Origin of the sequence: Microvirga sp. CF3016 (genome assembly GCF_036314085.1) — a bacterium.
Classification (GTDB): Bacteria; Pseudomonadota; Alphaproteobacteria; order Rhizobiales; family Beijerinckiaceae; genus Microvirga.
The window spans coordinates 151198-173418 of sequence record NZ_JAYGGM010000004.1; the positions used below are offsets into that span (position 1 = coordinate 151198).

19 protein-coding genes are annotated in these 22221 nt (G+C 64.7%); 10 read left to right on the forward strand and 9 right to left on the reverse strand.

The window, feature by feature from the left end:
* Positions 1-70 precede the first annotated feature (70 nt).
* Positions 71-2134 carry a sensor histidine kinase gene (locus VB672_RS07170; RefSeq protein WP_329783491.1) on the forward strand — a complete coding sequence of 688 codons (2064 nt, stop codon included), beginning with the start codon at positions 71-73 and terminating at the stop codon, positions 2132-2134.
* On the opposite strand, the gene VB672_RS07175 is transcribed toward VB672_RS07170, so the two are convergent.
* Positions 2118-3545: a coniferyl aldehyde dehydrogenase gene (locus tag VB672_RS07175; protein WP_329783492.1), complete on the reverse strand. Its 1428-nt coding sequence runs from the start codon at positions 3543-3545 to the stop codon at positions 2118-2120. The two genes, VB672_RS07170 and VB672_RS07175, sit on opposite strands and share 17 nt — an antisense overlap.
* Positions 3546-3681: 136 nt before the next feature.
* Between VB672_RS07175 and VB672_RS07180 the strand changes: the two genes are divergently transcribed.
* The 3 genes from VB672_RS07180 to VB672_RS07190 all read left to right on the forward strand — a co-directional run bounded on the left by VB672_RS07180 (position 3682) and on the right by VB672_RS07190 (position 7722).
* Positions 3682-5295 carry an ABC transporter ATP-binding protein gene (locus VB672_RS07180; protein WP_329783729.1) on the forward strand — a complete coding sequence of 538 codons (1614 nt, stop codon included), beginning with the start codon at positions 3682-3684 and terminating at the stop codon, positions 5293-5295.
* Between the two features lie 13 nt (positions 5296-5308).
* Positions 5309-6781 carry an aldehyde dehydrogenase family protein gene (locus tag VB672_RS07185; RefSeq protein WP_442931938.1) on the forward strand — a complete coding sequence of 491 codons (1473 nt, stop codon included), beginning with the start codon at positions 5309-5311 and terminating at the stop codon, positions 6779-6781.
* Between the two features lie 191 nt (positions 6782-6972).
* Entirely contained in the window at positions 6973-7722 is a 750-nt protein-coding gene (locus tag VB672_RS07190; RefSeq protein ID WP_329783493.1) for an SDR family oxidoreductase, read from the forward strand.
* A 169-nt stretch (positions 7723-7891) separates the two neighbouring features.
* Here VB672_RS07190 and VB672_RS07195 read toward each other — a convergent pair whose 3' ends face one another.
* Complete coding sequence (locus tag VB672_RS07195; protein WP_329783494.1) at positions 7892-8179, reverse strand: DUF2218 domain-containing protein; 288 nt, start codon at positions 8177-8179, stop codon at positions 7892-7894.
* Between the two features lie 198 nt (positions 8180-8377).
* Between VB672_RS07195 and VB672_RS07200 the strand changes: the two genes are divergently transcribed.
* The 3 genes from VB672_RS07200 to VB672_RS07210 all read left to right on the forward strand — a co-directional run bounded on the left by VB672_RS07200 (position 8378) and on the right by VB672_RS07210 (position 11839).
* Positions 8378-9859, forward strand: coding sequence for an ABC transporter substrate-binding protein (locus VB672_RS07200; protein WP_329783495.1), 1482 nt, complete (start codon positions 8378-8380; stop codon positions 9857-9859).
* Positions 9860-10052: 193 nt separating this feature from the next.
* The gene (locus tag VB672_RS07205) at positions 10053-11000 is read left to right on the forward strand and encodes an ABC transporter permease (RefSeq protein ID WP_329783496.1); all 948 of its coding nucleotides are present in this window, start codon (positions 10053-10055) and stop codon (positions 10998-11000) included.
* Positions 10997-11839, forward strand: a complete 843-nt coding sequence (locus VB672_RS07210; RefSeq protein ID WP_329783497.1) for an ABC transporter permease — start codon at positions 10997-10999, stop codon at positions 11837-11839. Before VB672_RS07205 ends, VB672_RS07210 begins: the two co-directional genes overlap by 4 nt.
* Before the next feature lie 241 nt (positions 11840-12080).
* On the opposite strand, the gene VB672_RS07215 is transcribed toward VB672_RS07210, so the two are convergent.
* Positions 12081-13079, reverse strand: coding sequence for an LLM class flavin-dependent oxidoreductase (locus tag VB672_RS07215; RefSeq protein ID WP_329783498.1), 999 nt, complete (start codon positions 13077-13079; stop codon positions 12081-12083).
* 168 nt (positions 13080-13247) lie between these two features.
* Entirely contained in the window at positions 13248-14336 is a 1089-nt protein-coding gene (locus VB672_RS07220; protein ID WP_329783499.1) for a TRAP transporter substrate-binding protein, read from the reverse strand.
* Positions 14337-14891: 555 nt separating this feature from the next.
* Between VB672_RS07220 and VB672_RS07225 the strand changes: the two genes are divergently transcribed.
* A complete protein-coding gene (locus VB672_RS07225) occupies positions 14892-15653 on the forward strand; it encodes a hypothetical protein (protein WP_329783500.1) in 762 nt (253 codons plus the stop codon).
* Between the two features lie 78 nt (positions 15654-15731).
* Here VB672_RS07225 and groL read toward each other — a convergent pair whose 3' ends face one another.
* From groL to VB672_RS07250, 5 genes are all read right to left on the reverse strand, one after another.
* The gene (gene groL, locus VB672_RS07230; RefSeq protein ID WP_329783501.1) at positions 15732-17357 is read right to left on the reverse strand and encodes a chaperonin GroEL; all 1626 of its coding nucleotides are present in this window, start codon (positions 17355-17357) and stop codon (positions 15732-15734) included.
* A gap of 57 nt (positions 17358-17414) precedes the next feature.
* A complete protein-coding gene (gene groES, locus VB672_RS07235; protein WP_329783502.1) occupies positions 17415-17729 on the reverse strand; it encodes a co-chaperone GroES in 315 nt (104 codons plus the stop codon).
* Positions 17730-18061: 332 nt separating this feature from the next.
* A complete protein-coding gene (locus tag VB672_RS07240) occupies positions 18062-18274 on the reverse strand; it encodes a SlyX family protein (RefSeq protein WP_442931940.1) in 213 nt (70 codons plus the stop codon).
* On the reverse strand, positions 18267-19022 hold the full coding sequence (gene trhO / locus VB672_RS07245) for an oxygen-dependent tRNA uridine(34) hydroxylase TrhO (RefSeq protein ID WP_329783504.1): 756 nt from the start codon (positions 19020-19022) through the stop codon (positions 18267-18269). The genes VB672_RS07240 and trhO overlap by 8 nt, the downstream gene beginning before the upstream one ends.
* Positions 19023-19230: 208 nt before the next feature.
* Positions 19231-20652 (reverse strand): amidase, encoded by a 1422-nt coding sequence (locus VB672_RS07250; protein WP_329783505.1) that lies wholly within the window; start codon positions 20650-20652, stop codon positions 19231-19233.
* 390 nt (positions 20653-21042) lie between these two features.
* Here VB672_RS07250 and VB672_RS07255 point away from each other — a divergent pair, with 390 nt between their 5' ends.
* Positions 21043-21828, forward strand: a complete 786-nt coding sequence (locus tag VB672_RS07255) for a Crp/Fnr family transcriptional regulator (protein WP_329783506.1) — start codon at positions 21043-21045, stop codon at positions 21826-21828.
* Positions 21829-21934: 106 nt separating this feature from the next.
* Positions 21935-22219 (forward strand): hypothetical protein, encoded by a 285-nt coding sequence (locus VB672_RS07260; RefSeq protein ID WP_329783507.1) that lies wholly within the window; start codon positions 21935-21937, stop codon positions 22217-22219.
* Positions 22220-22221 lie beyond the last annotated feature (2 nt).

The following is a 22221-nucleotide window of genomic DNA, read 5'->3' on the forward strand; positions in this document are numbered from 1 at the left end:
GCCGATGCGCTAAGGGGTGGACGGTCGCGGAAGTTTATGATCCCCTTCTGACATTAAGCTGAGCGTTTGAATGACACTGACGAGGCGTCTGCTTCTTCTTGCCGTGATCTCGGTTCTCCCGGCGATCGTCATCTGGACCTACACGGAAGTTTCCCTGCGTCGCGCCCGGGAAGCCGAGGTGAACGACCTCGCCATCAGGCAGGCGCAACTGGTGGGCGCGGAGCTCGAGCGGATCTTCGACGGCGTGCACAGCCTTCTGCTCGCCGTGGACGAGACGCCGTCGATCCGCGCCTTCGACACGGCGGTCTGCAGCCCCTATCTGAAGGCCATCCAGGAAAAGGTGCCTTACGTGCTGTCCTTCGTGGCGATGGACATCAGCGGGCACATCCGCTGCCGCCCGACAGGAACCGTCGACACGCAGCACTACTTCGCCGACCGTCCCTATTTTCATCACGCCCTGGCCGAAAAGGGCCTCGTGGTCGGCGAATATACGCCGGTCTTCGAGGAGGGCGCGCTCGATCCTCATCCGGTCCTGCCCCTCGCTTTGCCGATCTGGAACGACAGGGGCGATGTGGTCGGCGTCCTCGCTGCGGCTCTCGATCTCCGATGGCTCGGCCAGAAGCTGAAGGAACGCACCGTCCCGGCGGGCGGCTCCTTGACGGTCGCCGACCGAAGAGGGATCGTCATCGTGCAGGATCCTCACCCGGGGCGCCTGATCGGGAAGCTTCTTCCCCAGGAATACCTGCTCCAGGCCAGAGCGAAGGACGCAGGAACGACTGAGACCATCGGCCCCGACGGCGTACGCCGCATCGTCGGCTACATCCCGCTCACCGCTCCTCCCCGGGACATCTACATCAATGTGGGCCTGTCGACGAAGGCCGCCTTCGCGTCGATCAACGAGGCGGCGAAACGCGGCTTCATGCTAATCGCCGCAGCCCTCGTCCTGGCCCTGTCCCTGTCCGCCCTGCTCAGCCGCGCCTTCATCACCAAGCCCTTCGAACTCCTCACGGACGGCATCCGGGCCTGGCGCCAGGGCGACTACCAAGCCCGCATCGACCTTCCGGGAAAGTCCGGAGAGTTCGGCATCCTGGCGCGGGCCTTCAACGACCTGATGGACGACGTGGCCGAGCGGCAGCACGCCCTGCAGGCCAGCGAGGAGCGCGCGCGCCTGGCCCTGGAGGCAGGTCATATGGGAACCTGGTGGTACGATCCGAACAAGGGCGTCGGCGGCTGGTCCAGCCAGGCGACCGCGATGCTCGGATACCCGCACGCCAACGAGACCATGGACCATCAGCACTGGCTGGCCATCCTCCATCCCGAGGACATGGAGCGGGTCATCCAGAGATGGCGCGAGGCCGTGCAGAACCAGGGCGACTATCAGGACGAGTATCGCATCCGGCGCCCCGACGGCGCCATCCGCTGGATCAACTCCAAGGGGCGGGTGTTTTTCGACATCCAGAAGAGGCCGTTCTACTTCGTCGGGATCTTCCAGGACATCACCGAGCAGAAGCAGGCCGAGGAGCAGCAGCGGTTCTTCCTCGACGAGTTGAATCACCGGGTGAAGAACACGTTGACCACCGTGCAGTCCATCGCGTCGCAGACCCTTCGCACGACGGAGACGCCGGCGCAATTCAAGGAAGCGTTCGAAGGCCGCCTGCTCGCCCTGTCGAAAACCCACAACCTCCTGACCCGCAAATCCTGGCGCGAGGCGGAGCTGCGCGACGTGGCGGAGCAGGAGCTGGCCCCTTATCGCAAGGAGGGCGACGAGCGGGTCGTCCTCAACGGGCCGAATGTCAGGCTCCCGGCCCGCTATGCCATCAATCTGGGCCTCGTGCTGCACGAGCTGGTGACGAATGCCGCCAAGTATGGGGCGCTCTCGACCAATGCGGGGCGCCTCGACATGAACTGGACGATCGTCGAGCACGAGGACCGCCCGGATCAGCTGCGCATCCACTGGACCGAAAGCGGCGGGCCTCCCGTCGCGCCGCCGAAACGCCAGGGCTTCGGCTCGCGCCTGATCCGCCGCAGCATCGAGGGCGAGCTCGGCGGCTACATGGTGCTCAACTTCGCGGAAGGCGGCGTCGCCTACGACATCTCCGTGCCCCTGGCCCACAGCTCTAGCGCAGCAGCATAGACAACAGGCGATTCATGCGGCCCCCATAGGGCGGCCTCGTCATGCCGGCTCCGTTGAAGCGGGCCTGGTGGAAGACGGATCGCGCATGGCTGAAGGTCCGGAAGCCCGCCTCGCCATGATAGGCCCCCATGCCGCTCGCTCCCACGCCCCCGAAGGGCAGTTCCTCCTGCACGCAGTGGAGGAGCGTATCGTTCACGGCGACGCCGCCCGATTGGGTTCGCGCCAGGATGCAATCGACGGTCTTCGCGTCGCGGCCGAACAGGTAGAGCGCCAGGGGGTGCGGGCGGGCCGCGATGAAGCGGCAGGCCTCCTCGACATCCTCATAGGCAACCACGGGCAGCACGGGTCCGAAGATCTCCTCGCTCAGGACGAGCGCATGATCCGGCACGTCGGTCAGGACGACGGGGGCCATCTTCCGCTGCGCCGGATCGAATGTTTCGTGACCGGGATTGATCTCGTGGATGCTGGCGCCGCAGGATCGGGCGTTCGCGACGAGATGATGCAGGCGCTCATAGTGCCGCTCGCTGACGATGGCCGTGTAATCGGCATTGGCAGCGATCGTCGGGTAAAGCCGCGAGACCGCCTCGCGAAACGCCGTGACGAAAGCGTCCTTGCTCTCGCGCGGCACCAGCACGTAGTCGGGCGCGATGCAGGTTTGGCCCGCATTGAACAGCTTGCCCACCGCGATGCGCTCGGCCGCCCTGTCGATCGGATAATCCGCCATCACGAGGGCGGGAGATTTTCCGCCCAGTTCCAGCGTCACCGGCACCAGGTTGTCGGCGGCCGCCTGCATGACCTGCCGACCGACCGCCGTTGAGCCGGTGAAGAACAGGTGATCGAACTTCAGCCGCGCGAACGCCTTCGCCACGTCCGGCCCGCCCTGCACCACTGCGATTTCGGCGGGATCGAACACCTCCGCGATGACCTGTTCCAGCAGGGCGGATGTGCGCGGCGTGATCTCGGACGGCTTGATCATCACCCGGTTGCCCGCCGCCAGAGCGCCGGCGAGCGGCGAGAGCACGAGCTGGATCGGATAGTTCCAGGGTCCGATGATGCCCACGAGGCCGAGAGGCTGATACAGGACGCACCCCCGTCCAGGCTGGAACATCCATGCGATCGGCCGCCGCCGCGGCTTCATCCATTGGCGGAAATGCTTTCGCGCATGGCGCAGGGCCGCCACGACGGGATAGATGTCGGCAAGCTTCGTCTCGTGCACGGAGCGATGCCCGAAATCCGCCGCGACGGCTGCCGCGAAATCCTCCGCATGGCGGATGAGGGCATTTGCCAGCCCATCGAGACTTTCGGCCCTCCGCTCGGGCGTCAGTGGCCCGTGCGCGGAAAGGGCGGCGCGCTGCGCGTTCAAGCAGGCCTGCAGCCTGTCTCTCGCCGGATTGGGAACGGCATCGTGCACGTCGTCGGGCCTCCACCTGATGAGCGTGATGATATGGCGGAGCCGAGACCATTCTCAACACGGCGCGGGACAGGACGGATTGACGAAGCGGTCGAGATGACAAGGATGGACACTCAGCCATTCCAGCAGGAGCATGATGTTGAGCGGCCCCTCCCCCGTGCTGTCGATTGAAAACCTCTCCATCGGGCTTCCCGTTCTGGCTGACCGGCAGCACGCGATCAGGGACCTGTCGCTCTCCATCCACCCGGGCGAGACGCTCTGCGTCGTGGGCGAATCCGGCTCCGGCAAGTCGATGACCGCCATGGCGGCCATCGGGCTCCTGCCGGCGGGCGTCCAGGTCCTGTCCGGATCGATCCGGCTCGGCGAGCGCGATCTCCTCGCCCTCGACGAGGCCGGCTGGTGCGACGTGCGCGGCCGGGAGGTCGGCACCGTGTTCCAGGAGCCGATGACCTCCCTCAACCCCGTGATGCGGGTGGCGGACCAGATCGCCGAGACCTTTCGCGCCCATGGCCTGCTCAGCCCGGCCGAGCGCGACCGCCGCGTGATCGAGCTGCTGACCGAGGTCAACCTGCCGAACCCGGAGCTGATCGCGAAGGCCTATCCGCACGAGCTCTCCGGCGGCCAGCGCCAGCGGGTGATGATCGCCATGGCGCTCGCCCTCGAACCCAAGCTCCTGATCGCCGACGAACCCACGACGGCCCTCGACGTGACCACCCAGGCCCAGGTGCTCAAGCTCATCGACAACCTGCGCCGCAAGATGGGCACGGCAGTGCTCTTCATCACCCACGATTTCGGCGTCGTGGCCGAGGTCGCCGACCGGGTCGCGGTGCTGCAGCAGGGTGAGCTCGTCGAGCAGGGCCCGGCTGAGGAGGTGCTGACCCGTCCGCAGCACCCCTACACCAAGCGCCTCCTGGCGGCCGTGCCCTCGTTGACCCCACCCGCCCCGAAGCAGCTCACCGGCGAGCCCATCGCCCTGAAGGTCGATGCCCTGACCAAGTCCTACGGCGGGCGCGGCTTCTTCCGCAAAAGCCGCGAGGTTCAGGCCGCCGATGCGGTGAGCTTCGACATCCGGCGCGGCGAGACCCTGGGCCTCGTGGGCGAATCCGGCTCCGGCAAATCGACCGTGGGGCGCTGCGTGCTGCGCCTGATCGAGCCGGACGGCGGCGCCATCGAGATCGGAGACCTGAACTTCGGCGCCCTGTCCCAGCGGGATCTGCGCCCCTACCGCCGCCGGATCCAGATGGTGTTCCAGGACCCCTTCGCCTCCCTCAACCCGCGCCGCACCGTCGGGCGCATCATCGCCGAAGGCCCGATCACGCAAGGAGAAGACGCAGCCAAGGCCCTGGACGAAGCCCGCATCCTCCTGGAAAAGGTCGGCCTTCCGGCCCAGGCCATCGAGCGCTATCCGCACGAATTCTCCGGCGGCCAGCGCCAGCGCATCGGCATCGCCCGGGCGCTCGCCATGAAGCCCGACGTGCTGGTGGCGGACGAGGCGGTCTCGGCCCTCGACGTGTCGGTTCAGGCCGAGATTCTCAAGCTGATCCGGGGGCTGCAGGAAGAACTCGGTCTCGCCATTCTCTTCATCACCCACGATCTGCGCGTCGCCGCCCAGATCTGCGACCGCGTGGCAGTCATGCAAAAAGGCCGGATTGTCGAAATGGCCGAAACCGCGCAACTCTTCGCCCATCCGCGGGACGCGTATACGCGCCAGCTCCTGGCCGCCGTGCCGGGCATGAACAAGATGATTTAGGGAGACGACAGCCGTGAACGATCAGGTCAGCGCGAGCCTCGCGCCCAACATGGTGTTCCAGAATCTCATCGGCGGACGCGAGCGTCCGGCCTCGGACGGCATGAGCCTCGACGTGCTCTCGCCGGTCGATGGCTCGCTGCTCGCCCGGATCGCCGCCGGCACGGCGCAGGACATCGACGAGGCCGTGAAGGCCGCCCGCGCCGCCCTCAACGATGCCTGGGGCAAGCTGACTGCGACGGAGCGCGGGCGCCTGCTCATGAAGCTCGCGGCTGCTGTCGAGGCCCATGCGGATGAACTCGCCCTCCTGGAGAGCCGCGACAACGGCAAGCCCCTGCGCCAGTCGCGGGCCGACGCCATCGCGCTTGCCCGCTATTTCGAGTTCTACGGCAGCGCCGCCGACAAGCTGCATGGGGACCTGATTCCCTATCTAAACACCCATTTCATCGGCGTCGAGCGGGTGCCACACGGGGTGACCGGGCACATCGTGCCGTGGAACTACCCGATGCAGATCTTCGGCCGCTCGGTCGGCGCGGCGCTGGCCGCCGGCAACGCCACCGTGGTGAAGCCCGCCGAGGACGCCTCGCTGACGATCCTGCGCGTGTCGGCTCTTGCCCAGGAGGTCGGCTTCCCGGACGGCGCGCTCAACGTGGTGACGGGCCTCGGCCGCACGGCCGGCGCGGCGCTCGCGGCCCATCCCGGCATCGATTTCCTGTCCTTCACGGGCAGCCCCGAGACCGGCACGGCGGTGCAGACTGCGGCGGCCAAGAACCATGTGGGCGTGACCCTCGAACTCGGCGGCAAGTCGGCCCAGGTGGTGTTCGACGACGCGGATCTCGAGCGCGCACTGCCGACCCTCGTCAACGCCATCATCCAGAACGGCGGCCAGACCTGCTCGGCGGGCAGCCGGCTGCTGATCCAGCGCGGCATCTTCCAGGACGTGGTGGATGCGGTGGCGGAACGCTTCCGGACGCTGCGTGCCGGCCATCCCGAACATGAGCCCGATCTCGGGCCGATGATCAACCAGGCCCAGCAGCGCCGCGTCCTCGGCTATCTCGAGCGTGGCCGCAACGAGGGCCTGAATGTCATCGGCGAGGGCTCCGTAGCCTCCGACGCGCCGGCCGGCGGCTTCTACGTGGCGCCGGCCTTCCTGGCGCCGGTCCCGCACGAGAGCATCCTGTCCCAGGAGGAGGTCTTCGGCCCGGTCCTGGTGGCGACGCCCTTCGACGACGAGGCGGAGGCGATCCGGCTGGCGAACGGCACGCCCTTCGGCCTCGCTGCAGGCGTCTGGACCCGTGACGCCATGCGCTCCACCCGCGTGGCCCGCTCCATGCGCGCCGGCCAGGTCTTCGTGAACTGCTACGGCGCCGGCGGCGGCATCGAGCTGCCCTTCGGCGGCTTCGGCCGCTCGGGCCACGGCCGCGAGAAGGGTTTCGAGGGGCTGATCGAGTTCACCACGACGAAGACGCTCGTCATCGCGCATGGGTAGGCAGCGGACGAGCAAAGCTCGACCTCATCCTGGGCTCTGGCTCAGAAAGCGCAGGCAACTCTCCTCCTCCTTGTGCGGAGGAGTTGGAGGTGGGGGTGTGAGCGATAGCCTATGAAGGTCAGGCGCCGACACCCCCACCCTACCCCTCCCCACAAGGAGGAGGGAAAAGCACACGTTGAAAGGGAAGAAACATGAATCGCCTTGAAGGCAAGGTGGCGCTGGTCACGGGCGCCGGGTCCGGATTCGGATTGGGCATTGCGGAAACTTTCGCCCGCGAGGGCGCGAAGGTCGCCATCATCGACATCAACGAGGCGGCGGCCAAGAGCGCCGCCGAGAAGATCGGCGCCTCCGCCATCGGCCTTGCCGCCGACGTATCGAAGGCCGCCGACGTGAACGCGGCCGTGGAGAAGACCGTCGCCGCCTTCGGCAAGCTCGACATTGTGGTCAACAACGCGGGCATCAGCCACCGCAACCGGCCGATGCTGGAGGTGGAGGAAGACGAGTTCGACCGGGTCTTCGCGGTCAACGTGAAGTCGATCTATCTCTTCGCCAAGGCGGCCGTTCCGCTGATGCAGAACCAGGGCGGCGGCGTGATCGTCAATGTGGGCTCGACGGCGGGCCTGCGCCCGCGCCCCGGCCTGACCTGGTACAACAGCACCAAGGGCGCCGTGCACACCATGACGAAGTCCATGGCCGTGGAGCTCGCGCCGAGCAAGATCCGCGTCTGCGCGCTCGCCCCCGTGGCCGGCGAGACGCCGCTGCTCGCCACCTTCATGGGCGAGGATACGCCGCAGAAGCGCGAGCTGTTCGTCAACTCGATCCCGCTCGGCCGCTTCTCGACCCCGCAGGACATCGCCAATGCGGCGCTCTACCTCGCCTCGGACGAAGCCAGCATGATCACCGGCGTGGTGCTGGAGGTCGATGGCGGCCGGTGCATTTGAGGCGGGCCGCATTTCCGATGTCATCACCGGCCTTGTGCCGGTGATCGCGATACGGAGAAGCGCGGCGCTTCACAGGATCAGCGAAGGGGAAGGGAAACCATAGCGCCACTCGTGCGAGTGGATCCCCTTCCCGGCCTACGGCCGCCGGGGATGACACGAAGCGGTTTCGTCACCCTCTCACCCACTGGAACGGCAGCGGAGCCTCCTTGAAGGCGAACCGGTCGAGATGGGAGGCGACGACGCCCTTCATCCGCTGGAGGGTCTCGTCGTCCTGGGCTTCCACGCTCACCGTGAGTGCCTCCGGATCCGCCTTCATGGTCGCCACGGCGGCCGGGAAGCGGACGATGCCCTCGTTCTCCGAGAGCTGAACGTTCAGCTTGTGGCTCCAGTGCTTGCAGAGCTGCTGGAGGTATCGGGCGCCGTTGGCGGTGGGCACCCGGGCGGTCTCAAGAGCCATGTCAAAGCCTTTCATTCCGCCAAACGCCTCAGAACAAGAACAATTGGCGGATCTGTTCACGCCTGATGCTTAGGCCTCGGTCGCGGCGAAGTTAAGTGAAGATTCCGTAATGAGCATCTTCCATCCGGCGCGGTCCTGCGTAAGCTGGTCCCATCGCGATCCTGTCGCAGCCCGTGACCCGATGGAGTTCAAGCCCTGATGACGAAGCGCCTCCTGACCGCCGCCCTCCTGCTCTCCGTCAGCGTCATCCCGGCCCATGCGGCCAAGACCTCCCTCGTGGTGGGCATGCCCATCGAGCCCCCGGGCCTCGACCCGACGATCGCGGCGCCCGTGGCCATCCGGGAAGTTACCTGGGTGAACCTCTATGAGGGCTTGGTGCGCATCGATCGCACCGGCAAGGTCCAGCCGCTCCTGGCGAAGAGCTGGGAGGTGTCTCCTGACGGGCTGACCTACACCTTCCGCCTGCAGGAGGGCGTGAAGTTCCATGACGGCACGAGTTTCGATTCCGCCGACGTGAAGTTCGCCTTCGACCGCGCTCGCGATCCGAAATCGACCAACGCCCAGAAGCAGATCTTCGCGCCGATCTCCTCCATCGAGACGCCCGATCCCGCCACCGTGGTGATCAAGCTGAAGGAGACCTCGGGCAACTTCCTCTATTATCTCGGCTGGGGCGATGCGGTGATCGTGGCGCCCGAGACGGCGGCGAACAACGCGGCCAATCCGGTCGGCACCGGTCCGTTCAAGTTCAAGTCCTGGACGCGCGGCGACCGGGTCGAGCTCGTGCGCAATCCCGATTACTGGCAGAAGGACAAGGTCAAGCTCGACAGCGTCACCTTCCGCTTCATCAGCGACTCGCAGGCCCAGGTCGCCGCCGTGAAAGCGGGCGATGTGGATGCCTTCCCGAACCTCGCAGCTCCCGAGCTCTTCGCCGAATTCCAGAAGGATCCGCGCTTCAAGGCCGTGGCCGGCAATACCGAAGGCGAGACCGTCGCAGGCCTCAACAGCGCCAAGAAGCCGTTCGACGACGTGCGGGTGCGTCGCGCCCTCATGCATGCGGTGGACCGCAAGGCTCTCGTGGAAGGCGCCTATTCCGGCTTCGGCCAGCCCATCGGCAGCTTCTTCTCGCCGAACCACCCGGCCTTCGCGGATACGACGAACGTCATTCCCTACGATGTGGAGAAAGCCAAGGCGCTCCTGAAGGAAGCAGGCTACGGCAACGGCCTGTCGATCACCATCAAGTCGCCCCAGATGGCCTATGCCAGCCGCTCGGCGGAGCTGCTCTCCGCCATGATGGCCGAAGTCGGCGTCGACCTGAAGATCGTCCCGACGGAATTCCCGGCCAAGTGGATCGAGGAGGTCTTCAAGAACAAGGATTACGACGTCACCATCGTGTCCCACACGGAGCCGCTCGACATCGAGATCTTCGCGCGCGACACCTATTACTTCAATTACAAGAACGACAAGTTCAAGTCCGTACTTGCGGAAGCTGCCCGGACCACGGACGAAAAGGCGCGCTTCGCCAAATACGCGGAAGCGCAGAAGATCCTGGCCGAGGACGTGCCTGCCCTCTTCCTGTTCCAGCTGCCGAAGCTCGGCGTATGGAACGCGAAGGTGCAGGGCTTGTGGGAGAACTCGCCGATCCCGTCGAACGACGTGACGGAAGTTTTTTGGACGGAGTGATTTGATCCCCCCGGTGCCTCTTCCCTCCCCCTTGTGGGGAGGGTTAGGGTGGGGGTGTGAGCGCCAAGGCTTCAGAACGTGACGCTGACACCCCCACCTCCAACTCCTCCCCACAAGGGGCAGGAGGGTACACTGGCACACAATGAATTGCTCTCTCGATAGATGCATGACCGGCATGAGGCGCATCTAAGCCATGCTGCGTCTCGTCATCTCACGTCTCGTCTCTCTGGCTATCACCCTTCTGGCCGTATCGCTCGCGATCTTCCTGATCCTGGAAGTCCTGCCGGGCGATCCGGCCGCCATCATGCTCGGCACCGCCGCGCGCGAGGACACGCTCGCGGCCCTGCGGCAGGAACTCGGTCTCGACCAGCCGGCGCTCGTGCGCTACCTGCAATGGATCGGCGGGATCCTTCACGGCGATCTCGGACAGTCGATCACCTACAAGATGCCGGTCGCGACCCTCGTGGCCGAGCGCATGAACGTGACGCTGCCGTTGAGCCTGCTTGCGATCCTCATCTCGACGGCGCTGGCGCTCCCGCTCGGCGTCGCGGCAGCCGCGCGCCGGGACGGGGCGGTAGACCGCGCCGTGCTGGTGTTCAGCCAGCTCGGCGTGGCGGTGCCGAACTTCTGGATCGGCCTTCTGTTCATCCTCTTCTTCTCCACCTGGCTCGGCTGGTTTCCGGCCGGCGGCTTTCCCGGCTGGAGCACCGGCATCGGGCCCGCCTTCCAGGCGCTTCTCCTGCCCGCCGTGGCGCTTGCCCTGCCCCAGGCGGCCGTACTTACGCGCGTGACGCGCTCGGCCACGTTGGAAGTGATCGGTGCCGATTTCGTGCGCACTGCCCGCGCCAAGGGCGTCGACAAGGGAGGGACGCTGCGCCGCCACGTGGTGCCGAACGCGCTCATTCCGGTCACCACGATCCTCGGCCTGCAGCTCTCGTTCTTCTTCGGCGGCGCGATCCTCGTCGAGAACGTGTTCAACCTGCCGGGCCTCGGACGGCTCGCCTATCAGGCGCTCAACCAGCGCGACCTCGTGGTGATCAAGGACATCGTGCTGATCTTCTCCGGCCTCGTCATCGTGGTGAACTTCATCGTCGATATCGGCTACGCGATCCTGGATCCGCGCCTGAGGGGACGCTCATGAGCAAACGCTCGCGGCTTCCTCTCAACTCCGCCCTCCTCGTCGGCGGTATCCTCACGACGCTGCTGATCGTGACTGCCCTCGTCTCGCTCGTCTGGACGCCGGAGGTGCCGACTCGCGTGCGCGTGGCCCTGCGCCTGAAGGGCCCCGGAGAGGTCGGCATCCTCGGCACCGATCATTTCGGCCGCGACGTCGCCTCGCTCCTCATGGTGGGAGCCTGGAACTCGCTCGCCATCGCCTGGCCGGCGGTTCTCTTGGGTGCTGCCATCGGCACGGCCATCGGCTGCGCGGCGGCGGCCTGGAAGGGGATCGCCGACGAGATCGCCATGCGCGTGTCGGACGTGGTCTTCGCCTTTCCGGCTGTGCTCTCGGCCATCATGATCGGCGCGCTGGTGGGCTCGGGGCCGCTTGCCGCCATCCTGGCGATCGCCGTGTTCAACGTGCCGGTCTTCGCCCGCGTGACGCGCGGCGTCGCGCTCCAGGTCTGGACGCTCGACTACATCGCGGCAGCCCGCGCCATCGGCAAGCATCCGCTGCGCATCACCTGGGAGGACGTGATGCCCAACATCGCGGGCGCGCTCATTGTCCAGGTGACGATCCAGCTCGCGCTCGCGATCCTGACCGAAGCGGGCCTGAGCTATCTGGGCCTCGGCGTGCGCCCGCCCAATCCAAGCTGGGGCCGCATGCTGAGCGACGCCCAGACCTATCTCTCGCAGGCCCCTCACTTGGCCATCGCGCCCGGCATCGCCATCGCGCTCTCGGTGCTGGGCTTGAATCTGTTGGGGGATGGGTTGCGCGACGCGCTCGACCCGACGCTGAGGGGCAGAGGCGCGACGGCCTAAAGCATCGGACCCAAAAGTGGATTTGCACTTTCGGGATCCATCCGATGCTTCCTCCATAAATGAGAGCATCGTTCGTGCGGACCCGAAGGGCCGCACGATGCGCTAGGAGAGCGACGTCTCCCCTGTCCACTACGTCATCACCGGCCTTGTGCCGGCCATCCCGATGGGAAGAGCGCTGCGCTTCACCGCATCGAGATTACCGGCACAAGGCCGGTGATGACGGGGGAGCTTGTTGTATTGTCTAAGCCGCCTTCCTCATATCCTCCCGCACCTCGCTCAAAATCTCATACGAGCGCAGGCGCTTGTCATGGTCGTAGATGGCGGACGCGACCATCACCTCGTCGGCGCCGGTCTGGGCGATGAAGTTCTCCAGCCCGTCCTGCACGGTCCCGGGTGAGCCTACGAACGAGCAGGACAGCATGTTCATGGCCTGCGCCTTCTCGTGCGGCGCCCAGTAGCTCTCAATGTCGTCGATGGGCGGCTGGAGCTTGCCGCGGGTGCCGCGGAACAGGTTGGTGAAGGATTGCTGCGTAGAGGTGAAGAGATGGCGCGCCTCCTCGTCCGTATCGGCGGCGATCACGTTGACGCCCACCATGGCATAGGGCCGGTCGAGCTGGGCGGAGGGCTGGAAGCGCTCGCGATAGACCTGCAGCGCCTGCATCAGGGCACCGGGCGCGAAATGCGACGCGAAGGCGTAAGGCAGCCCCAGCATCGCGGCGAGCTGCGCGCCGAACAGGCTGGAGCCGAGAATCCAGATCGGCACATTCGAGCCTGCGCCCGGAACGGCCTGGATCGCCTGATCCGGCTGCACGGGTCCAAGCAGCGCCTGCAATTCGAGCACGTCCTGCGGGAAGGTGTCGGCGGCGGTCGGATCGCGGCGCAGGGCCCGCAGGGTGCGCTGGTCCGTGCCCGGCGCGCGGCCGACGCCGAGATCGATGCGCCCCGGGAACAGGGCGTCGAGGGTGCCGAACTGCTCGGCGATCACCAGGGGCGAGTGGTTCGGCAGCATGATCCCGCCCGCGCCGATGCGCATGGTCTTCGTGCCGCCCGCCACATGGGCGATCACGACGCTCGTCGCCGCGCTGGCGATGCCTACCATGTTGTGGTGCTCGGCCAGCCAGTAGCGCGTGTAGCCCCACCTTTCCGCGTGCTGCGCCAGGTCGAGCGTATTGCGCAAGGCATCGGAGGGCGTGGAGCCTTCGGGAACGGGCGCGAGATCGAGAACGGAAAAGGGAGGCATGGGCAATCTTTCTGGTGCGGTTCAAGGCCGAACGAGGGTTGCCATGAGATCATCATTCCGAGCCTCGGATGCAACCCATGAAGCTCCCCGCCTGAGGCACATCAGCCCTGCAAACAAAAACCCGGCGTCTCGGACGCCGGGTTCTTCTGTGACGTGACAAATGCAGACTTAGCCGCGGGTGCGGGCGCGGATCATGTAGGTGTCGAAGGCGTATTCGGCCACTTGGAACCAGAGATATTCCTCGTTGCGGAAGGCGCGGAGCGAGTCGATCAGCTTCTTGAAGTCCGCATTCTGGGCGGAGATCTCCGCATAGACCTCGTTGGTCGCCTTGTAGGCGGCGTCGAGGATTTCCTGGGAGAACGGACGCAGCTGCGCGCCGGCACCCACCAGGCTGCGCAAAGCCGCCGGGTTCTTGGCGTCGTACTTGGCGAGCATGTCCATGTTGGCCGCCATGCAGCCCGCCTGCAGGATCGCCTGATAGTTCTTCGGCAGAGATTCCCACTTGGCCTTGTTGAACAGGAAGTGGAGCGTCAGGCCGCCTTCCCAGAAGCCCGGATAATAGTAGAACGGCGCGACCTTCTGGAAGCCGAGCTTCTCGTCGTCGTAGGGGCCGATCCACTCGGCCGCGTCGATGGTGCCGCGCTCCAGAGATGGGTAGATGTCGCCTCCGGCCACCTGCTGGGGGATGACGCCGAGCTTCGCCATCACCTGACCGGCGATGCCGGCGATGCGCATCTTCAGGCCCTGCAGATCCTGAACGGTCTTGATCTCCTTGCGGAACCAGCCGCCCATCTGGGTGCCGGTGTTGCCGCCCGGCAGGGCGTAGAGGTTGTGCTTGGCCATGAACTCGTTGACGAGGCCGATGCCGCCGCCATGATACTGCCAGGCATTGAGCTGGCGGGCGTTGAGCGTGAACGGCACCGCCGCGGCGGCCGCGAAGGTCGGATCCTTGCCGACGTAGTAATAGGCGGCCGTGTGGGCCATCTCGACTGTGCCGGCGGACACGGCGTCGGCGGCCTGGAAGGTGCCGACGATTTCACCGGCCGAGAACGGCTGGATCTGGAACCGGCCTTCGGTTGCCTCCGACACGTACTTCGCCAGGAAGTCGGCGCCGCCATAGATGGTGTCGAGGGACTTCGGGAAGCCGGAGGTCAGACGCCAGCGGATCTCCGGATTTGACTGGGCAATGGCGGGCTTGGCGACCGCGCCTGCGGCGAGGCCGGCGCCGGCCGTAGCGAGAAAATTGCGGCGTTTCATAGGTGCCTACTCCAGTTCGAGGGCATGTCGCGCTTTTAAGGAAGGCTCGGTAACAAGGGATGGTTGCCCTTGAGTAAAGTTAGACGAAAGACTCAGATTGCACCGTTCATTTCGGGCAACGGGTCGCCCTCCCGGCTGTTCCTCGGATTATTCGGGTGTCAAACTGTTGAAATGACGAAGGTGTGGCTCTTCATCACGAACGAGCCCCTGTCGGCAGGACGCCAGCGATCATCGACAGGCATGATCTCAGCGCATTGGGGACCCGCCAAGCTTGCATGAGAGCCGCGAGAAACGTTGAATTTGAGCCGTTTCAGCCGTCCTCGCAGGCTCAAGATCCAATGATATAAAGTCAATGAAGATAATCATCGTAGAGATAAATAATTCTTATTAGTAAACTCTCAGAATCTTGTAGCATTTACTATGAAAAGCACCAGTATTACGGAAGCATACCTCTTACGAGTCAGTACATTACTTAGAAGTCGCCACAGATTCGCCATAGTCAGCACATGAGTTTTACCCGAGCAAGGGGAAGAGCCAACGTGCTCTTATAGGCCGATGAAGAAGACGCTTATTTTGCTTGGAGCCTCCATCGTCACGCATGGGATGATGTTCAGCGGTGCGGAGGCGCGGTTGGTCCGATACGAGATCAACGGCAAACAGTACTCCTACAGCACCAACAACCGCGCCCAGACGGCGGAGGCCAGGAAGCGGATTGCGGCCGCGAAAGCGGCAGAGGCCGCAAAAACGAAGGCGGAGGCGGAAAAAGCCAAGAACCCACTCGCGGCAGCTTTCGGCTCCACGACGCAAAAGGAAGCCAAAGAGGCAGAGGGACGGCTGCAGCAAATCCTGTCCGGGCCGACGGAGTACATGGCGGTGTCCCAACCCGTCCGCGACCGGGTCGACGAACCCGCAAGGAAGCTCCAGGACAAGCAAGCCCGTCAGGCTTCCGTCGTCTCCAAGCCCACCCAACGGCCCGTCACCATTGTTCGCGCGCCGGCCAAGCCGGTCCTCGCATCTGCGGCAGCGGCATCCCTGGTCATCGCAGAGCCGATCACCCCCCAGAAGCAGACGAAGGTGAAGTCCGTCTCCTTCGATATGCAGACCGGCATCAAGACGATGATCATGATCGACGGGACGATCGAGGAGGAGCCGTTCGACAGCAGCGCTCTGGCGTTCCTGGCTCCCGAGCCGGGGCAGACGAACAGCCTGACGGCTTTCGTGAACCAGTTGCGCAAGATGGCGCCTGAAGAGACGACCGGCTCGATCAGAACCAGCGTGGCCGAACCGGAAGACGAGACGCTGATCCGGCATCGGTAGGATCGATCGGTCGAACGCGCAATGAAAACGGCGTCGCGCGAGCGACGCCGTCTCCCTTCATCGGATGGATGCCGGAGCTTAGAAGTCCATGCCGCCGGCGGGCATCGCCGGAGCGGCTTCCTTCTTGGGCTTCTCGGCGATCATGGCCTCAGTGGTGATGAGGAGACCCGCGACCGAGGCGGCGTCCTCAAGGGCGACACGCACGACCTTCGCGGGGTCGATGATGCCGAACTTGTAGAGGTCGCCGTACTCGCCGGTCTGGGCGTTCCAGCCCGCCGCGTAGTCCGTCGCCTCGGCCACCTTGCCGACGATGACGGAGCCGTCCTCACCCGCGTTCAGGGCGATCTGACGGGCCGGAGCCTGCAGGGCGCGACGCACGATCTCCACGCCGGTCTTCTGGTCGTCGTTGACGGGCTTCACGGTCTCGAGAGCCTTCAGCGCACGCAGAAGGGCCACGCCGCCGCCGGGAAGGATCCCCTCCTCGACCGCCGCCTTGGTGGCGTGCATGGCATCGTCGACGCGATCCTTCTTCTCCTTCACCTCGACCTCGGTCGCGCCGCCGACGCGGATCACCGCGACGCCGCCGGCGAGCTTGGCCAGGCGCTCCTGCAGCTTCTCACGGTCGTAGTCCGAAGTGGTCTCCTCGATCTGGGCCTTGATCTGGCCGACACGGGCCTCGATGTCGCGCTTGTCGCCGGCGCCATCCACGATGGTGGTGTTCTCCTTCTCGATCACCACCTTCTTGGCCCGGCCGAGCATGTTCAGCGTCACGTTCTCGAGCTTGATGCCGAGATCCTCGGAGACGACCTGACCCTTGGTGAGGACGGCGATGTCCTCGAGCATGGCCTTGCGGCGGTCGCCGAAGCCCGGAGCCTTGACGGCAGCGATCTTCAGGCCGCCGCGCAGCTTGTTGACCACCAGCGTCGCCAGCGCCTCGCCTTCCACGTCCTCGGCGATGATCAGCAGCGGCTTGCCGGTCTGCACCACGGATTCCAGGACGGGCAGCATGGCCTGCAGGCCCGACAACTTCTTCTCGTGGATGAGGATGTAGGGATCCTCCAGTTCTACGCGCATCTTCTCGGCGTTGGTGATGAAGTACGGCGAGAGATAGCCGCGGTCGAACTGCATGCCTTCCACGACCTCGAGCTCGGTCTCCAGGGACTTGGCCTCCTCGACCGTGATCACGCCCTCGTTGCCGACCTTCTGCATGGCCTCCGCCAGCATGCGGCCGACATCGGCATCGCCGTTGGCCGAGATGGTGCCGACCTGGGCGATCTCGTCGTTGGAGGTGACCTTCTTGGCGTTCTTCTTGAGATCCGCCACCACGGCCTCGACGGCGAGATCGATTCCGCGCTTGAGGTCCATCGGGTTCATGCCGGCGGCCACAGCCTTGGCGCCCTCGCGGACGATGGCCTGGGCCAGAACCGTCGCCGTGGTGGTGCCGTCGCCGGCGCGGTCGTTCTGCTTGGAGGCGACCTCGCGCACCATCTGGGCGCCCATGTTCTCGAACTTGTCGGCGAGCTCGATCTCCTTGGCGACGGTGACGCCGTCCTTGGTGATGCGCGGAGCCCCGAAGCTCTTCTCGATCACCACGTTGCGGCCCTTGGGACCGAGCGTGACCTTCACGGCATCGGCGAGGATGTCGACGCCGCGCAGCATCTTGTCGCGAGCGTCCAGGGAGAATTTGACTTCCTTAGCAGCCATTGTTCGTCACTCCTGATGAGACGTAACGATATGTGACTCTGATTGCGGGGCTAAGCCTTACGCGGCCTTCTTCTGGACGGCGGTCTGTTCCAGCACGCCCATGATGTCGCTCTCCTTCATGATCAGAAGATCATCGCCGTCGATCTTCACCTCCGTGCCGGACCACTTGCCGAAGAGCACCGTGTCGCCGACCTTGACGTCGAGGGGAACGAGCTGACCCTGCTCGTTTCGGGCACCGGGACCGACGGCGATCACCTCACCCTGTTGGGGCTTCTCCTTGGCGGTATCCGGGATGATGATCCCACCCGCGGTCTTCTGTTCGGCCTCGATGCGGCGCACGACGATCCGATCATGCAAAGGACGGAACTTCATGAAGCTTCCTCCAATGATTTCAGTCTATTAACTGCCTCAAGCGGAGCCGTTCGGGCCTCCGCGGTCGGAAATTTGGTTGAAAGAGCTTCACCGTTCAAGAGGGGGTGCGAAAATTTTTTGGCACTCCGGGGAGCCGGGTGCCAAAGAAGCTTTTCGCTATGGAAACTGGTCGCGATACAGATGCCTGCTCCACGTCATCACCGGCCTGTGCCGGTGATCCCGCTGAGGAAAAGCGTGGCGCTTCACAGGATCGGGATGGCCAGGACAAGCCCGGCCATGACGTGGAGACGCCAGCACAGTCTGCAAGGCGCCCCGGCTGCCGTTCGGGTCGACTAGTAATGCGGCGGCGGAGGCTCGGGCGCGGACGGCCCGCCCGTATTGTCCTCGACTTCCTGCACGCGGTCGAGCAGCTCGTTGAGCTGCCGCTTCAGGCCGTCGATCTGCTTCCATTGAGCGATGACGGTCTGGTTCAGGTCCTCGATCATCTTGTCCTGGTAGGCGACGCGCACCTCGAGCGCCTCAATGCGGGCTTCATGGTCACTCATCAGATTGCCCTGCCTCATCCGGCCGCTCCACGAGCCCGTGGCCGAGTGCCACCCGCTCGTCGAAGACGAAGCACCCGCCGTTCCAGCGGCTCTCCGCTGCCGGAACCTCTTCCAGGTATTTGAGGATCCCGCCCTTGAGGTGGAAGACCTCTTCGAAGCCCTGGGCGAGCATGTAGGAGCTAGCCTTCTCGCACCGGATGCCGCCAGTGCAGAACATGGCGACCTTCCTGTGCCGCTGCGGGTCCAGCTCGGTCTTCACGAAATCCTTGAACTCGCTGAAGCGCTTGATCCGCGGGTCGACCGCTCCCTCGAAGGTGCCCATCTCGACCTCGAAATCGTTGCGGGTATCAAGCAGCACGATACCGGGCTCGTCGAGCAGCCTGTTCCATTCGGCCGGCGACACGTAGGTGCCGACCCGGCGCAGCGGGTCGGTCTGGGGATCGCCCAGCGTCACGATTTCCTTCTTGAGCCGCACCTTCATCCGCTTGAACGGCATCTCGGCGGCGGTCGAGAACTTGAGCTCGAGATTGTCCAGACGCCCCCTGAAGAGCGCGCCGTCGCGCAGCTCGGCCATGAGGGCGTCGACGCTCTCCTGCGTGCCGGCCACCGTCCCGTTGATCCCCTCGTGGGCGAGCAGGAGCGTGCCCTTGATCCCGAGATCCAGGCAGAGCGTGTGCAGCGGGTCCTTTAGCGCCCGGAAGTCCGGCAGCGGGACGAACTGGTAGAGGGCGGCAACCTTGTACGTCATGGCGGCTGTTTATCAGCAGGTGGCTTCTAGGAAAACCCGAACCATCCGGCTTCGATGTCGCTACGGTACCCTGTCCTCAACGTCATCACCGGCCCTGTGCCGGTGATCCCGATTGTCTTGGGCGCCGCGCTCTTTATCGGGATGGCCGGGACCGATCCCCGGATCGAGTCCGGGGACGGCCATGACTTGGAGGGGAAGTCTTGCGGCATCAAAGCCTCGGCCAGGGCCGCTTGTCCGGGCACATCTCCTCCCAGGCGTGAGAGAGCCGCAGCACGCCCATGTCGTCGAACCGGCGGCCGATGATCTGGAGGCCGATGGGAAGGCCCGCTTTCGTGAAGCCCGCATTGACGGAGGCGGCCGGCTGGTCCGACATGTTGAAGGCGACCGTGTAGCCGATATGCTCGAACGGCTCCTCGGGATTGTGGATGGGCGATGCCAGTTCCGCCGGGTAGGCGGCGCAGGGCGCCACCGGCGAGATCGCGAAGTCGAAGCGATGGGTGGCGGCGACGGCCGCGTGGCGCATCACCATCATCTGGTTCATGCCGCGGTAGACCTCGGCACCGGTCAGGTCTTTTCCGCCCTCGGCCCATTGCAGGATGTAGGGCAGGATCTTTCCGCGCTCCTCGTCGCTCAGGGGCGCGATGTCCGTCCAGGCCCGCTGGCGCCAGAAATCGTCGAGGCCGTCGAGCATCTCGCGGGTGATGAAGGGCGGCATCTCCTCGACGAGAGCGCCGGCATCCTCGAATATCTTTGCTGCGCTCTCGACGGTAGCGCGAACCTCCGGGTCGAGGGTCATGCCGACGCCGGCCTGCATCATCACGCCGATCTTCAGGCCTTTGACGTCGATGTCGAGATCGAGCCAGGGCAAATCCTGATAGGGCAGGCTCATGGGATCGCGCATGTCGGGCCGCGTGAGGCTTTTCATCATGAGGGCCGCGTCGCGTACGGTGCGCGTCATCGGCCCTGCCACGCGGCCGTAATAGGTCGGGTCGATGGGAATGCGGCCGAAGCTGGGTTTGAGGCCGAACACGCCGCACCACGACGCCGGCAGGCGGATGGATCCGCCGATATCGGTGCCGATATGAAACGGCCCGTAGCCGGCCGCCGCCGCTGCGCCGGCTCCCGCTGAGCTGCCGCCTGGGTTCTTCGAAATGTCCCAGGGATTGCGCGCGAGCGGGTGAAAGCTCGACAGCCCCGAGGAGAGCATGCCGTAATCCGGCATGGTGGTCTTGGCGAGGATGACCACGCCGTCCTCGCGCAGGCGCGCCGCCGGAGGCGCATCCTCGGCCGCTGGAACCAGCGGACGCGCCGCCGTGCCGAGCGGTACCGGCGTCCCCTTGGTGGCGATGTTTTCCTTGACGGTCGCGGGGATGCCGTCGAGCGCCCTCGCCTGCCCGCTCATCCAGCGCTGCTCGGACGCGCGTGCATCGCGAAGCGCCGCATCGGGATCGAAGGCATAAAGTGCCTGCAGCCGCGGCTCATAGGCATCGATGCGTGCAATCACATGCTTCGCGACCTCGACGGGAGACGCCGCCTTGCGGGCATAGGCTTCCAGAAGCTCAGGAGCGGACCAGTCCGCCAAATCCGCCGTGCTGCCGCTTACCCGATACGAAGATGACTGCGTGCTCAATGCGGAGTTCTCCCCAGAGATTCTGAACGCGCCATGCTGAGGCCTTCCGTGGGAAGGGTAAACCGGTTTTGTCGCGGCGGATGCGCATGGGCCCATGACGCCAATGCAGAAGCCGGTCTTGAGCCGGTCAGCACGACCCGAGGCATTCTACTCTTCGGAGGCATGTCCGTCAGGCCATGGCACAAAGCCACAACCCTGTCGTTTCCCTGAAGTCGGCATCTGTCCGAGCCACATCCGACGACCCGCCTGCAAGGAGGACATGTTCTGAGCCCGAACCGCCTGTTCATAAGTACGGCCCGCGATTGCACATCCTGAAGTTGTGACGTTATTATCCTGTAAGGATACTCGGTAACTTCATCCGGGGATCCTCAACGCGGTGATGACCCTGCCATGAAGAATGGTACGAAGGCCGCCCTTCATCGAAGGAACCAGCTCCTCGCCGCTCTGGAGCCAGACGATTATTCATGGCTCGAGCCTTATCTCGAGATCGTTGAGCTGCCACGCGGCAAGATCGTCTATCAGACCGGCGAGGCGATCCGGCATACCTATTTCCCCCACGATGCAGTCATCTCTCTGGTGACGGATCTGCAGAACGGCGGCTCCGTCCAGATGGCGGTGTTCGGCCGGGAATCCGTCTTCGGCTTCGTGAGTGCGCTCGTTACCCGTCAGTCCTTCGGACGCTACGTCACCCAAATATCCGGCTCGGCATCACGCATCACCTTGGAGCGCTTGAGCAAGGACCTCGAACTGCGCCCGCCGATCCGCCGCGTGCTGTTCCGTTACTCGGAAGCGCTTCTCGCGCAAACGCTTCAAACCGTTGCATGCAATGCCGTTCACAGCGTCGAATCCCGGTGCTGTCGCGCCATCCTGAGCACGCATGACCGAACCGACAAGGACGACATCCCCCTCACCCATGAGATCCTGGCCGAAATGCTGGGGGTTCAGCGCTCGACCGTGAGCAGCGTCACAAGCGCGCTGCAGCGGATGGACTTGATCAGCCAAGGCCGAGGAACGATCAGGATTACAAACAGGGCTGGTCTCGAGGAAACCGCATGCGAGTGCTATCGCGCGATCCGCCAAAGCTTCGAGCGTCTTCTTCCGTCAGGTCACAAAGCGTCCGTGGTGAGCGCCCATTCTCATTCAGCGCTTGCCAAGAAGCGAAACACAACCCGTTGAACGGAAGAAAGATTTCTCCTGTCTTTGTCGGGTTCCAAACAGACGGGGTAACCCGACCTCAGTATTCTGACCCTCTTATTAACGCAAAGTTAATATGAGGAAAGAGATGAACGATACTAAGTTTCATAAAGAAGAAGCGAACAACGGGGCTCTCCTTCCAAGAATGTACTCACCCACCTTCCAGCCGTTGCTTCAGTCGCTTCTGGCGACCCTGGCCGACATCGATTTCGATTACGAACGGGAACGCGCGCAACTGAGCAACATTTCGCCTGACACCAACATCAAGATCCGCGCCCTCGAGAGGCTGAAGGCCCGCCATCATGAGCGGCGGCAGCCCTACATCCAGCAGCTCGCCATCCTGCAAAAGCGCATGATGGAATTAAGAGCCTAGTC